Origin of the sequence: Endozoicomonas sp. SCSIO W0465, assembly GCF_023716865.1 — a bacterium.
Classification (GTDB): domain Bacteria; phylum Pseudomonadota; class Gammaproteobacteria; order Pseudomonadales; family Endozoicomonadaceae; genus Endozoicomonas.
In genome coordinates, this window is the sequence record NZ_CP092417.1 from 5,326,750 (window position 1) to 5,341,181 (window position 14,432).

At 49.5% G+C, this 14,432-nt stretch carries 11 protein-coding genes; 4 read left to right on the plus strand and 7 right to left on the minus strand.

Annotated features, from left to right (window positions below; all coding sequences use genetic code 11):
* Positions 1-407: 407 nt before the first annotated feature.
* A complete protein-coding gene (locus MJO57_RS23720; protein WP_252019233.1) occupies positions 408-2,477 on the plus strand; it encodes a hypothetical protein in 2,070 nt (689 codons plus the stop codon).
* A gap of 362 nt (positions 2,478-2,839) precedes the next feature.
* On the opposite strand, the gene MJO57_RS23725 is transcribed toward MJO57_RS23720, so the two are convergent.
* Both MJO57_RS23725 and MJO57_RS23730 read right to left on the minus strand, forming a co-directional pair.
* On the minus strand, positions 2,840-3,604 hold the full coding sequence (locus tag MJO57_RS23725; protein WP_371924908.1) for a group II intron maturase-specific domain-containing protein: 765 nt from the start codon (positions 3,602-3,604) through the stop codon (positions 2,840-2,842).
* Positions 3,601-4,101 (minus strand): reverse transcriptase domain-containing protein, encoded by a 501-nt coding sequence (locus MJO57_RS23730; protein WP_252019237.1) that lies wholly within the window; start codon positions 4,099-4,101, stop codon positions 3,601-3,603. The genes MJO57_RS23725 and MJO57_RS23730 overlap by 4 nt, the downstream gene beginning before the upstream one ends.
* Positions 4,102-5,316: 1,215 nt before the next feature.
* On the opposite strand from MJO57_RS23730, the gene MJO57_RS23735 reads away from it, so the two are divergent.
* A complete protein-coding gene (locus MJO57_RS23735) occupies positions 5,317-7,500 on the plus strand; it encodes a hypothetical protein (RefSeq protein WP_252019239.1) in 2,184 nt (727 codons plus the stop codon).
* Positions 7,501-7,544: 44 nt separating this feature from the next.
* Here the strand turns inward: MJO57_RS23735 and MJO57_RS23740 are convergent, their stop codons facing one another.
* Together MJO57_RS23740 and MJO57_RS23745 are read right to left on the minus strand one after the other, a co-directional pair.
* Positions 7,545-8,027 (minus strand): IS1595 family transposase, encoded by a 483-nt coding sequence (locus MJO57_RS23740; protein WP_252026893.1) that lies wholly within the window; start codon positions 8,025-8,027, stop codon positions 7,545-7,547.
* Entirely contained in the window at positions 7,996-8,484 is a 489-nt protein-coding gene (locus MJO57_RS23745; protein WP_252018121.1) for a transposase, read from the minus strand. Before MJO57_RS23745 ends, MJO57_RS23740 begins: the two co-directional genes overlap by 32 nt.
* A gap of 223 nt (positions 8,485-8,707) precedes the next feature.
* Here MJO57_RS23745 and MJO57_RS23750 point away from each other — a divergent pair, with 223 nt between their 5' ends.
* Positions 8,708-9,217, plus strand: a complete 510-nt coding sequence (locus MJO57_RS23750; RefSeq protein WP_252019240.1) for an IS110 family transposase — start codon at positions 8,708-8,710, stop codon at positions 9,215-9,217.
* 137 nt (positions 9,218-9,354) lie between these two features.
* Here MJO57_RS23750 and MJO57_RS23755 read toward each other — a convergent pair whose 3' ends face one another.
* The 3 genes from MJO57_RS23755 to MJO57_RS23765 all read right to left on the minus strand — a co-directional run bounded on the left by MJO57_RS23755 (position 9,355) and on the right by MJO57_RS23765 (position 11,410).
* The gene (locus MJO57_RS23755) at positions 9,355-10,065 is read right to left on the minus strand and encodes a transposase (protein WP_252019241.1); all 711 of its coding nucleotides are present in this window, start codon (positions 10,063-10,065) and stop codon (positions 9,355-9,357) included.
* On the minus strand, positions 10,062-10,715 hold the full coding sequence (locus tag MJO57_RS23760) for a hypothetical protein (RefSeq protein WP_252019242.1): 654 nt from the start codon (positions 10,713-10,715) through the stop codon (positions 10,062-10,064). The genes MJO57_RS23755 and MJO57_RS23760 overlap by 4 nt, the downstream gene beginning before the upstream one ends.
* Before the next feature lie 263 nt (positions 10,716-10,978).
* The gene (locus MJO57_RS23765) at positions 10,979-11,410 is read right to left on the minus strand and encodes a helix-turn-helix domain-containing protein (protein WP_252019243.1); all 432 of its coding nucleotides are present in this window, start codon (positions 11,408-11,410) and stop codon (positions 10,979-10,981) included.
* Between the two features lie 605 nt (positions 11,411-12,015).
* Here MJO57_RS23765 and MJO57_RS23770 point away from each other — a divergent pair.
* Complete coding sequence (locus MJO57_RS23770) at positions 12,016-14,199, plus strand: hypothetical protein (RefSeq protein ID WP_252019244.1); 2,184 nt, start codon at positions 12,016-12,018, stop codon at positions 14,197-14,199.
* Positions 14,200-14,432 lie beyond the last annotated feature (233 nt).

The window sequence follows — 14,432 nt, forward strand, 5'->3', positions numbered from 1 at the left end:
GACCATCGCTACCGTCATGGCCTGAGTTGTGACGGTAATTCGATCATTAATGAACTAAAAGGCTGTTTCCTGTGTCTGAGCTGCCACGGTTTAATGAATAAAGTTTATAAATAATGATCCCACTCTATAATGAATCAAGTCTGGCGACGGGGAGTACGAATTCCACAGGATTACCTTCTGGTAGTGATCACACAACACCATCCAGACCATCAAGCTCTTTCTATTCAGGTCGGCACGTATCAAGACAAAAACCCATTGGGAACAGCCTCCCAACCATCGATAATTATGAGTCCCCTAAAGAAAAAATATCTTTAAAGAGAAATGTTTCTCACATTGAAGATGCAGTACAGGATGAAAAATTAAAAAGAAAACGACCGGATCGTGAAAATAGGTATCAACAAGATTCATTGATAGCGACTTTAGATCAATTAAAGGGCCTTTGCCAGGAACGCAAAATCACCGTCAAACCAACGCTGGATAAGCTAGTTAATTCTTGCCCGAATGAGTCGAAAGTCCAACTGGTATCCAAGCTTGGCATTTATTTTAGTAGTGTGGAAAGAACAGTTAAGAACACGTCTACGATTACCAGCATGCTCTTGAAGGGCGAAGGAAGCTCAAGAACAAAGAAAAACATTAACGAGTTTCTGAGTATTGAAGACCGTGATGTACAAGCAATAGCATGCTATCCATTTATTACATCCATTTCTTCCATCTGCAATGGTAAAGGCTTTCCCAAAGCCGGGGACGTGAACACGCTGCTGAAGCTACCGGGCCTCCAGAAGGATGGCCAGCCTGACCGGCAACTGCTGAGCTCCATTTCTTCCATCTGTCATGGTAAAGGCTTTCCCAAAGCAGGGGACGTGGATACGCTGCTGAAACTACCGAGCCTCCAGAAGGGTGGCCAGCTTGACCGGCAACTGCTGAGCTCCATTTCTTCCATGATGAGTAGTCGGGGCTTTCCCAAAGCCGGGGACGTGGACACGCTGCTGAAGCTACCAAGCCTCCAGAAGGATGGCCAGCTTGACTGGCAACTGCTGAGTTCCATTTCTTCTATCTGTAATGGTAAAGGCATTCCCAAAGCCGGGGACGTGGACGCGCTGCTGAAGCTACCGAGCATCCAGAAGGATGGCCAGCTTGACCGGCGACTGCTGAGCTCCATTTCTTCCATGATGAGTAGCCGGGGCTTTCCCAAAGCCGGGTACGTGGACACGCTGCTGAAGTTACCGAGCCTCCAGAAGGATGGCCAGCCTGACCGGCAACTGCTGAGCTCCATTTCTTCCATGATGCGTAGCCGGGGCTTTCCCAAAGCCGGGGACGTGGACACGCTGCTGAAGCTACCGAGCCTCCAGAAGGATGGCCAGCTTGACCGGAAACTGCTGAGCTCCATTTCTTCCATCTGTAATGGTAAAGGCTTTCCCAAAGCCGGGGACGTGGACACGCTGCTGAAACTACCAAGCCTCCAGAAGGATGGCCAGCCTGACCGGCAACTGCTGAGCTCCATTTCTTCCATGATGAGTAGCCGGGGCTTTCCCAAAGCCGGAGACGTGGACACGCTGCTGAAGCTACCAAGCCTCCAGAAGGATGGCCAGCTTGACCGGCAACTGCTGAGCTCCATTTCTTCCATGATGAGTGGCCGGGGCTTTCCCAAAGCCGGGGACGTGAACACGCTGCTGAAGCTACCGAGCCTCCAGAAGGATTGCCAGCTTGACCGGAAACTGCTGAGCTCCATTTCTTCCATCTGTAATGGTAAAGGCTTTCCCAAAGCCGGGGACGTGAACACGCTGCTGAAGCTACCAGACCTCCAGAAGGATGGCCAGCTTGACCGGCAACTGCTGAGCTACATTTCTTCCATCTGTAATGGTAAAGGCTTTCCCAAAGCCGGGGACGTGATCACGCTGCTGAAGCTACCAGACCTCCAGAAGGATGGCCAGCTTGACCGGCAACTGCTGAGCTCCATTTCTTCCATGATGAGTGGCCGGGGCTTTCCCAAAGCCGGGGATATAAACACGCTGCTGAAGCTACCAGACCTCCAGAAGGATGGCCAGCTTGACCGGCAACTGCTGAGCTCCATTTCTTCCATGATGAGTGGCCGGGGCTTTCCCAAAGCCAGGGATATAAACACGCTGTTGAAGCTACCAGACCTCCAGAAGGATGGCCAGCTTGACCGGCAACTGCTGAGCTCCATTTCTTCCATGAAGAGTAGACGGGGCTTTCCCAAAGCCGGGGACGTGGACACGCTGCTCAAGCTACCGAGCCTCCAGAAGGATGGCCAACTTGACCGGCAACTGCTGAGCTCCATTTCTTCCATCTGTAATGGTAAAGGCTTTCCGAACGAGAATTTAATTTCACGAATTATAGAATCTATAGGTCTCAATAATCTGGAACTACCAGAATATATTGATGAACTCCTTTCATCAGAGAATTTTGTTTTCGATGAAAACTTTTGGGAGTCACTTTCATTAGATGAAATAATCTGACTCTTATCAAAAATCATTTAAGACGGGAGATTGGATAAACGAAGCAACCCGGAAGCTGGGGTCCGAAGCTGGGGTCCAAAGCTGGGGTCCAAAGCTGGGGTCCAAAGCTGGGGTCACAAAGCTGGGGTCAAAAGCTGGCAAAGCTGGGGTCCAAAGCTGGGGTCACAAAGCTGGGGTCAACAAAGCTGGGGTCAACAAAGCTGGGGTCACAAAGCTGGGGTCAACAAAGCTGGGGTCAACAAAGCTGGGGTCAACAAAGCTGGGGTCAACAAAGCTGGCACAAGCTGGGGTCAATCGGGTAAGGGCCGGTCTTTCTCCAGCCCTCCCCACAGCACCCGGCATGCGGGTCCGCACCGGGCGGTTCAACGATGATGGTGAAACCTGATCCATAAGTCTTTCAATGAAACAAGCCCAATTTTCGCGAGGTAACTGTTATTCAGTGCCTGTTGTACCGCATAGGTTTTACTCAGACGGTAATACCCTTTGCTGCTGGCTGCGATCTTGGCGGCGTTAATTTTATCAACGCCTAACCTGACCAGATTCTTAAAACGGGTTTTCGGCTTGCGCCATTGCTTCAGAAAGCAGCAACGGATTCGCCGACGTATCCATTGATCCAGCAGGGGAATTGGTCGGTGATATTCCGATAACCGGAAATACCCCATCCAACCCCGGATATATTGTGCCAATTTGCGTAACCGATGTTGCATTGAGACACCCCAGCGACGACTGGTCAACTTGAGTATCCGGTATTTGAATCGGTCCAGACACTTCTGGGCCCAGCGAACTTTCTTCCCTGTGAAGGTGAAACTCAGGAATTCGCTTTCTGTTGCTTTCACAACTTTACTTTTCCGGGAGTTAATCTTCAGTTTCAATTTGCGTTCAATGAATTGGGTAATGCTGTGCATCACCCGATCCCCTGCACGCTGACTTTTGACGAGAATCACAAAATCATCACAGTATCTTGCAAAGCAATGACCCCGATATTCAAGCTCCTTGTCGAGTTCGTCGAGGACCACATTAGACAGCAAGGGTGATAAAGGCCCACCCTGTGGCATGCCAACCCTGGTCGGGTAGACATTGCCCTCAATCATGACACCGGAGCGCAGGTAGCTACCAATCAGTTTCAGAAGGCGTTTGTCGCGGACCTTACGGAGACCCTCGACATCAAAACGTCGTGATTAACCGTATCAAAGAATTTACTCAGATCAACGTCAACAGCGTAATGAAGCCCCCGGTTGATCAACTGCTTAACCTGACGGACTCCGTCGTGTGCTGACCGTCCCGGTCGGTAGCCGAAGCTGTTTGGAGAGAAACCCGGATCAAAGACAGGGGTCAGCACCTGCACAATGGCCTGCTGTATGACCCTATCCATCACGGTAGGGATTCCCAGCAAACGCTCACCGCCGTCCGGCTTTTCTATAACATGTCGGCGCACGGGTGATGGCTGGTAGGTTCCGTCCAATAAGGCTTGACGCACTGAAGGCCAATGCTGTTTGGCAAAGTCTGGATAAGCTTCAATAGTGACTCCATCAATACCCGGAGCACCCTTGTTGCTTTTGACCTGTTTCCATGCACTTGCCAGATTAGCCGGTTCAAGTACGCAATTTAGTAGATCATGGTTCAAAGCTGGTTAAAGATTCTGTCGCCAAGTACGGTGAGTCGCCGGACGGCTGCATCGCCTTGAGGGAATCAGTCTCCTCTTTGTCGTCGATGTTCGGCCCTTCGCTAACGACTTCCCATCCGTTAATGGCTTCTGTCGTACAGCTACTATGGCCTCTGCTGACTTCTGTCCAATCACCACGCGGAGTTACCTCTGCTGGCGCTATTGGTTGCCATCGGGTTTGCTCGAACAGGATGATGAGACCTGTTCGCCGAGCCTGTTGTAACCAGTGGCTGAGAACTGGGAATTACCAATCGCATGTTGAACAGATCTCCCCGGATAAGGACATGAACTTTCAGTGCACAACCGCCGCATTTACCGTGTCTCACGAACCATAGGGCTTTGTGATCCTTGGCTCACTCGCCCAGAGACTCAGCCTTATATGCGATTTCTGTACGTCGGCTCGCACCTTTGCACTCAGACTGCCTCCGCACAGCCCCTCGCGGGACTGCACTTGCCTTAAGCTAGTGGTTGTCATCAGCAGGCGTCTTTACCGCCAGTCAGATGTAGGTTCTCCCACAGGGGACTTTCACCCCATCAGTTCATGCCCATGCCGGGCGTACCAAGCTGGGGTCAAGTCTTTCTTTTTGAATATGCAAGATTCATGGCACAAGACAGGTCTTGATCTTTGGCGTTGATTTCAAGGTTCAAGACTTAACGTAAGAATTCCTGATTATCCAGCTGAAATTTCAAACGTCTAATGACTTTCAAAAGGAAAGACCTGACCCCACCAGCGCTGCCCGCAGCGCTGCCCGAAAAACCTGACCATCGCTACCGTCATGGCCTGAGTTGTGACGGTAATTCGATAATTAATGAACTAAAAGGCTGTTTCCTGTGTCTGAGCTGGCACGGTTTAATGAATAAAGTTTATACATAATGATCCCACTCTATAATGAATCAAGTCTGGCGACGGGGAGTGCGAATTCCACAGGATTACCTTCTGGTAGTGATCACACAACACCATCCAGACCATCCAAACCATCAAGCTCTTTCTATTCAGGTCGGTACGTATCAAGACAAGAACCCATTGGGAACAGCCTCCCAACCATAGATAATTATGAGTCCCCTAAAGAAAAAATATCTTTAAAGAGAAATGTTTCTCACATTGAAGATGCAGTACAGGATGAAAAATTAAAAAGAAAACGACCGGATCGTGAAAATGAGTATCAACAAGATTCATTGATAGCGACTTTAGATCAATTAAAAGGCCTTTGCCAGGAACGCAAAATCACCGTCAAACCAACGTTAGATAAACTGGTTAATTCTTGCCCGAAAGAGTCGAGAGTCCAACTGGTATCCAAGCTTGGTATTTATTTTAGTAGTGTGGAAAGAACTGTTAAAAACACGGGTACGATTACCAGCATGCTCTGCAAGGGTGAAGGAAACTCAAGAACAAAGAAAAACATTAACGAGTTTCTGAGTATTGAAGACCGTGATGTACAAGCAATAGCATGTTATCCATTTATTACCTCCATTTCTTCCATCTGTAATGGTAAAGGCTTTCCCAAAGCCGGGGACGTGGACACGCTGCTGAAGCTACCGAGTCTCCAGAAGGATGGTCAACTTGACCGGCAACTGCTGAGCTCCATTTCTTCCATCTGTAATGGTAAAGGCTTTCCCAAAGCCGGGGACGTGGACACGCTGCTGAAGTTACCGAGTCTCCAGAAGGATGGCCAACTTGACCGGCAACTGCTGAGCTCCATTTCTTCCATGATGAGAAGCCGGGGCTTTCCCAAAGCCGGGGACGTGGACACGCTGCTGAAGCTACCGAGCCTCCAGAAGGATAGCCAGCTTGACCGGCAACTGCTGAGTTCCATTTCTTCTATCTGTAATGGTAAAGGCATTCCCAAAACCGGGGACGTGGACGCGCTGCTGAAGCTACCGAGCCTCCGGAAGGATGGCCAGCTTGACCGGCAACTGCTGAGCTCCATTTCTTCCATCTGTAATGGTAAAGGCTTTCCCAAAGCCGGGGACGTGGACACGCTGCTGAAGCTACCGAGCCTCCAGAAGGATGGCCAGCTTGACCGGCAACTGCTGAGTTCCATTTCTTCCATCTGTAATGGTAAAGGCTTTCCCAAAGCCGGGGACGTGGACACGCTGCTGAAGCTACCGAGCCTCCAGAAGGATGGCCAGCTTGACCGGCAACTGCTGAGCTCCATTTCTTCCATCTGTCATGGTAAAGGCTTTCCCAAAGCCGGGGACTTGGACACGCTGCTGAAGCTACCGAGCCTCCAGAAGGATGGCCAGCTTGACCGGAAACTGCTGAGCTCCATTTCTTCCATCTGTAATGGTAAAGGCTTTCCCAAAGCTGAGGACGTGGACACGCTGCTGAAGCAACCAAGCCTCCAGAAGGATGGCCAGCTTGACCGGCAAGTGCTGAGCTCCATTTCTTGCATGATGAGTAGCCGGGGCTTTCCCAAAGCCGGGGACCTGGACACGCTGCTGAAGCTACCGAGCCTCCAGAAGAATGGCCAGCTTGACCAGCAACTGCTGAGTTCCATTTCTTCCATGATGAGTAGCCGGGGCTTTCCCAAAGCCGGGGATGTGGACACGCTGCTGAAGCTACCGAGCCTCCAGAAGGATGGCCAGCTTGACCGGCAACTGCTGAGCTCCATTTCTTCCATGATGAATGGCCGGGGCTTTCCCAAAGCCGAGGATATAAACACGCTGCTGAAGCTACCAGACCTCCAGAAGGATGGCCAGCTTGACCGGCAACTGCTGAGATCCATTTCTTCCATCTGTCATGGTAAAGGCTTTCCCAAAGCCGGAGACGTGAACACGCTGCTGAAGATACCGGGCCTCCAGAAGGATGGCCAGCTTGACCGGCAACTGCTGAGCTCCATTTCTTCCATGATGGGTCGCAGGGGCTTTCCCAAAGCCGGGGACGTGGACACGCTGCTGAAGCTACCGAGCCTCCAGAAGGATGGCCAGCTTGACCGGCAACTGCTGAGCTCCATTTCTTCCATGATGAATGGCCGGGGCTTTCCCAAAGCCGAGGATATAAACACGCTGCTGAAGCTACCAGACCTCCAGAAGGATGGCCAGCTTGACCGGCAACTGCTGAGATCCATTTCTTCCATGATGAGTCGCCGGGGCTTTCCCAAAGCCGGGGACGTGGACACGCTGCTGAAGCTACCGAGCCTCCAGAAGGATGGCCAGCTTGACCGGCAACTGCTGAGATCCATTTCTTCCATCTGTCATGATAAAGGCTTTCCGAACGAGAATTTAATTTCACGAATTATAGAATCTATAGGTCTCAAGAATCTGGAACTACCAGAATATATTGATGAACTCCTTTCATCAGAGAATTTTGTTATCGATGAAAACTTTTGGGAGTCACTTTCATTAGATGAAATAATCTGATTCTTATCAAAAATCATTTATGGCTCTTTTCCAATTCCAGACTGCTATGTAACCAGCAAGTTGACTAAGGGCTGAAGAAGACTTTTGCCTCTTCGGCCAATATTATGCAAAAACTCAAAAAAGCCAAGGTAAAGGGGTAAAGCCTCTTGGGATATTCCCCTGTGAGGCCTTAGCCACGAGCGTAGAAGTGACCAAAACCCCTCCATAGTATTAACATGCACCTCGTAAATACCGTCTTTGTCATCATCACGAGCATACTCACCTTTGCCGTGACAGACCGTTTTATGTCTGAAGCCCCAGCTTTCAAGGTCATCATAGATGTTGTATTCATCGGTATAAATCTGGCTCTGTGGGGCTACGTGTTTCTTGATAAATGGTTCGATTGTCGCCTTCTTAACGTTCGACAGCATGTTGATAATGACCTGACCTCCCCTTTGAATCATTCCCAATACCGGCGGTTTGTCTTTTTCAAGAGTCCCACGGCCCGGAGCGCCTTTAAGCCTTCTTTTTCTCGGTGGACGATCCAGATTTTTTTAATGCTTCAGGGTGTCCCTTGTGACCAGCTACAATGTAGACCTCGTCGAATTCAACTTCGCCATCAAGAATCACTTCAGGCTTTCGGTCAACAACACCATTTCGTAAGACTGTGGTCATATGGTGTGCATCACTGACACACAGATCAAGTTCCTGAGCTATCTGGCTGTTGGAGACGTTCAGCCCCATTAAATAGAGACAGGCAATCCAGACTTTGAGTGGTCGGTGGTGTCCTGCGAAAACCGTATTTGTCAGGTCATCGAAGTAGCGCTTACAGGACTTACAGTAATAGTGCTGGCACTCTACCTGCACATTGTCGTGTCCATTCTTTTTGACATTCTCAGAATCACAGTGCGGACAGAGAACAGTGCCATCTGGCCAGCGGTTCTCACGGATCATCTCAAAGCAGGTGTCATTACTGATGAGATCTGAGATTCGGCCTATATTCATGGTCAATGCTGGCGATGGCTAATTATATCCACCAAGGATAGTTCAGCAGTTCGGAATTCGAAAAGAGCCTTCCTGATTATCCAGCTGAAATTTCAAACGTCTAATGACTTTCAAAAGGAAAGACCTAATGGAATGGTCCGCCCCGCTCCCAAAACGGCTTCAAATGAGCCAAGATAGAATGAGTTTTGCGGAACATCATTCAGAATAAGAAACGGAGCGAACCATGAGCAAGCATAACAAATCAGGAGTGAGCCAGAAAGGTCAAGTTGTTTTTCTCGGAATTGATCTGAGCAAAAAAAGTTTCCAGCTGCACTGCGTTGATGCCAAAGGCAATGTGGTCATCAAAAAGAAACTTAACCGTAAGGCGCTTTTACCTTTTATTGCTAACTTACCTGAATGTGCTGTCGGCATTGAAGTCTGCGGCGGTTCGCACTACTGGTGTCGTAAGTTTACCGAGCTGGGGCATGACGTTAACATTATGGCTCCCCAGTTCGTGAAGCCATACGTCAAGTCAAACAAGAATGACGCTGCTGATGCTGAAGCAATCTGTGAAGCAATGCAACGCCCCAGCATGCGGTTTGTACCAACCAAAACTATTGAGCAGCAGGATATCCAGAGCCTGCATAGAATACGCAGCCAGGCAGTGGCCAGAAGAACAGCGTTAGGTAGTTCTCGTCCAAAAACGCATCAGGCAATCATAATTAGATTGTACGTGCGTTTTGATATTTCCTGAAATTCCAGAGAGCCGCAAAAACTCTTCCCTTTTTTTCTCTAATCTGGGACGGATATTGGAGAAAAACGCGAAAAGCAGGCAGAAAACATCCTCCCACCATGCTGGAAAGGTACTTTCATGTAGCGTGGAGGTGGCTATCAGGATGGTGCCGGGTGTCTGGCCAGAATCACCAGGTTGTAACAGACCACCGATAACCAGCAATGAGAATCAAAACGCTCAGAACCCTTGCAGTGGCAACGTGATAGCCCAAAACATCTCTTTAGCCACGAAATTCCCGCTTCAATACCTGCCCGGAAGCGAAAGAGCGTTTTATACACATACTGACTTTTAGTCATCTCTTCGACTTCAAGTCCGCGCTTCTTATTAAAAGCTACATCGCTGATTCCCATGGCCTTGGCTTTTTCCAAATTAGCGCGACACGCGTATCCGCCGTCACCGCTTGTCTGGCGAGGTACACGACCATAAATTTCTTTTTGTCTTTCCATCATCGGAATGAATTGGTCCGAATCCGCTGGGTTACCTTCCTCAATAACCAGGTCCAGGATCAATCGACTTTTTCCCTGAACCAGGTTCAGTTTATGGCCATACTGTACTTGCCGCCTGTCTTTTACGATGATATCCGTATGGGGTTCATACAGGCTAACCACTTTTTCCTGGGCTGGCACCTTTTCACCCTTAAAGACCCTGCGCTCTGTCTGGGAGACTATTGCATCCACCAGGGGTAACAGGTGATCCACATCGGCCTGCCACTTGTCGGCATCATCAGCCAGGAGACACTGCCCCTGCTGACGGGCGTTTGCTAGCGTGACAGTAGCTTCGATAAGTACCTTCCGGGATTTTCGGGTCAACTGCAGCAGTTTTTTATAATGCTGATGCCGCTCTTCTTTGCCAGCGTAGATGCATTTCTGGCCGCATCTTTTACGGCTCGGTTGTGATGGGTATATTCATAAAGCGGTGTCGCTGTCAGTGTTTGTCCCCGTTCCAGCAGCCGACAAATTTCTTTAACGGAACTGGCTAAAAGATCACTGTCGCAAGGAGGTTTGATATCCGATTCGGTGACTGTGCTGTCAATAGCCACAGTGCGCCCTTTTTCAATACCCTGATCTTTAGCGGTCATTAGCTGACAGTTATTAATCCGTTCCCATGTAGATGCAGTAAGAAGGCTGATGAGCCCATGCAAACTGGAGCGACTGGGGCGCTGGTTTGGTTCGAGGCGACAAAAGTCTCGAAAGAGCATGGAGTCCATCAAAACAAACGACAAGTAGTCATAATCACAATTCAAATACTGTTTCAGGAGTGCCGCACGAAGAACGGATTCTGCTGATAGTCCGTTCCGCCCAGTGTTCTGTTTATCACCAGAACTTAAGTCCTCATAAATCCAGTCATTGAACTGTGGATGGGCGTCAAGCCATTGCGAGATACCGGAAAGCTGGGAGCAGATTTCATGAGGTACGTAATGGAGTTCCATACTACACTGCGGGTTGCGTTTTTTGCGCATTTGGAGTCCTCTGTTTTTGGCAATCCCTTATGTTTCTTGCTCTTGGGAAGTTTAGTCGCCAGATAGCAGTAGGGCTCCACTTAATTTTTCAGGATAAAATCTACAGTTTTCAATTGGTTGTGTTTTTGGACGAGAACTAGGTAACCGCTGTGGTAGTCAGAACGTGCGCTGCTCTCATCAGCAAAGTAGATAAGCGCATTATTTTCTTCTGCAATTTTACGAAGCTCAGGGTAACGAGTTGTCAGCCAGTCATGGACTTTTTTTTACATTGTTGCCATGCCTTGCGTACCGGACGCTGAGGAGAAAAGCCCATTCCTCTTAAGCATCTTGCCAACAGCAGCCGGATGCATGGTGATACCAAACTCACTTTTGATGATGGCGGCAACAATGTCACGAGTCCACATTGCCTTGTAGAATCCGAAGTCGGTAGGATTTTTGATCAGAAGTATCTCAGCAAGCTCTGCCCTTTGCAGATCCGACAGTTTGGGAGGTCTGCCCCCAAATGGTCTGGTCTTTAATGCCTCAAACCCACCTTCTTTATAACGGTTGATCCAGTCATATACGCAGGTGTGATCTGTACTGTATATCTCTGAAATTTCTTTGACATCAGCACCATCCAACCACTTTTGAATAGCCTCTATGCGAATAGACTCGCGAACAGTGTGGCTTAGCTTGCGTCCATCAACTCTACTCATAAACTGCCGCCCCCCTGAAAGAGGCGACAGTCTACTCAACTTTGTTGTGGGAGGCTTTGGCACATATCAATATGACCCCACCAGTTTGACCCCACCAGTTTTTTACGTCATCAGAAATTATGAATACACCGGTTGTCAGGTTAGGTCTTCTGACGTGTATTCGTCGGGAGTCGCTGCCCGAAAAAACCTGACCATCGCTAACGTCATGGCCTGAGTTGTGACGGTAATTCGATCATTAATGAACTAAAAGGCTGTTACCTGTGTCTGAGCTGGCACGGTTTAATGAATAAAGTTTATACATAATGATCCCACTCTATAATGAATCAGGTCTGGCGACGGGGAGAGCGAATTCCACAGGATTACCTTCTGGTAGTGATCACACAACACCATCCAGACCATCCAAACCATCAAGCTCTTTCTATTCAGGTCGGCACGTATCAAGACAAGAACCCATTGGGAACAGCCTCCCAACCATAGATAATTATGAGTCCCCTAAAGAAAAAATATCTTTAAAGAGAAATGTTTCCCACATTGAAGATGCAGTACAGGATGAAAAATTAAAAAGAAAACGACCGGATCGTGAAAATGAGTATCAACAAGATTCATTGATAGCGACTTTAGATCAATTAAAAGGCCTTTGCCAGGAACGCATAATCACCGTTAAACCAACGCTGGATAAGCTGGTTAATTCTTGCCCTAATGAGTCGAAAGTCCAACTGATATCCAAGCTTGGTATTTATTTTAGTAGTGTGGAAAGAACCGTTAAAAACACGGGTACGATTACCAGCATGCTCTTGCAGGGCGAAGGAAGCTCAATAACAAAGAAAAACATTAACGACTTTCTGAGTATTGAAGACCGTGATGTACAAGCAATAGCATGTTATCCATTTATTACATCCATTTCTTCCATCTGTAATGGTAAAGGCTTTCCCAAAGCCGGGGACGTGGACACGCTGCTGAAGCTACCGAGCCTCCGGAAGGATGGCCAGCTTGACCGGCAACTGCTGAGCTCCATTTCTTCCATCTGTAATGGAAAAGGCTTTCCCAAAGCCGGGGACGTGGACACGCTGCTGAAGCTACCGAGCCTCCGGAAGGATGGCCAGCTTGACCGGCAACTGCTGAGTTCCATTTCTTCCATCTGTCATGGAAAAGGCTTTCCCAAAGCCGGGGACGTGGACACGCTGCTGAAGCTACCGAGCCTCCAGAAGGATGGCCAGCTTGACCGGCAACTGCTGAGCTCCATTTCTTCCATGATGAGTGGCCGGGGCTTTCCCAAAGCCGGGGACGTGGACACGCTGCTTAAGCTACCGAGTCTCCGGAAGGATGGTCGGCTTGACCGGCAGCTGCTGAGCTCCATTTCTTCCATCTGTAATGGAAAAGGCTTTCCCAAAGCCGGGGACGTGGACACGCTGCTGAAGCTACCGAGCCTCCGGAAGGATGGCCAGCTTGACCGGAGACTGCTGAGTTCCATTTCTTCCATGATGAGTGGCCGGGGCTTTCCCAAAGCCGGGGACGTGGACACGCTGCTGAAGCTACCGAGCCTCCAGAGGGATGGTCAGCTTGACCGGCAACTGCTGAGCTCCATTTCTTCCATCTGTCATGGTAAAGGCTTTCCCAAAGCCAGGGACGTGGACACGCTGCTGAAGCTACCGAGCCTCCAGAAGGAGGGCCGGCTTGACCGGCAACTGCTGAGCTCTATTTCTTCTATCTGTCATACTAATGGCTTTCCCAAAGCCCGGGACGTGGACACGCTGCTGAAGCTACCGAGCCTCCAGAAGGATGGCCAGCTTGACCGGCAACTGCTGCGCTCCATTTCTTCCATCTGTAATGGTAAAGGCTTTCCCAAAGCTGAGGACGTGGACACGCTGCTGAAGCAACCAAGCCTCCAGAAGGATGGCCAGCTTGACCGGCAAGTGCTGAGCTCCATTTCTTGCATGATGAGTAGCCGGGGCTTTCCCAAAGCCGGGGACGTGGACACGCTGCTGAAGTTACCGAGCCTCCAGAAGGATGGCCAGCTTGACCGGCAACTGCTGAGCTCCATTTCTTCCATGATGAGAAGCCGGGGCTTTCCCAAAGCCGGGGACGTGGACACGCTGCTGAAGCTACCGAGCCTCCAGAAGGATGGCCAGCTTGACCGGCAACTGCTAATCTCCATTTCTTCCATGATGAGTGGCCGGGGCTTTCCCAAAGCCGGGGACGTGGACACGCTGCTGAAGCTACCGAGCCTCCGGAGGGATGGCCAGCTCGACCGGCAACTGCTGAGTTCCATTTCTTCCATCTGTCATGGTAAAGGCTTTCCCAAAGCCGGAGACGTGGACACGCTGCTGAAGCTACCAGACCTCCAGAAGGATGGCCAGCTTGACCGGCAACTGCTGAGCTCCATTTCTTCCATGATGAGTGGCCGGGGCTTTCCCAAAGCCGGGGATATAAACACGCTGCTGAAGCTACCAGACCTCCAGAAGGATGGCCAGCTTGACCGGCAACTGCTGCGCTCCATTTCTTCCATGATGAGAAGCCGGGGCTTTCCCAAAGCCGGGGACGTGGACACGCTGCTGAAGCTACCGAGCCTCCAGAAGGATGGCCAGCTTGACCGGCAACTGCTGAGATCCATTTCTTCCATCTGTCATGGTAAAGGCTTTCCGAACGAGAATTTAGTTTCACGAATTATAGAATCTATAGGTCTCAACAATCTGGAAGTACCAGAATATATTGATGAACTACTTTCATCAGAGAATCTTGATTTCAATGAAAACTTTTGGGAGTCACTTTCAATAGATGAAATAATCTGACTCTTATCAAAAATCATTTAAGACGGGAGATTGGATAAACGAAGCAACCCGGAAGCTGGGGTCCGAAGCTGGGGTCACAAAGCTGGGGTCACACAAAGCTGCGGTCAAAAGCTGGCAAAGCTGGGGTCACAAAGCTGGGGTCCAAAGCTGGGGTCACCAAAGCTGGGGTCAAAAGCTGGGGTCAAGTCTTTCTTTTTGAATATGCAAGATTCATGGCCCAAGACAGGTCTTGA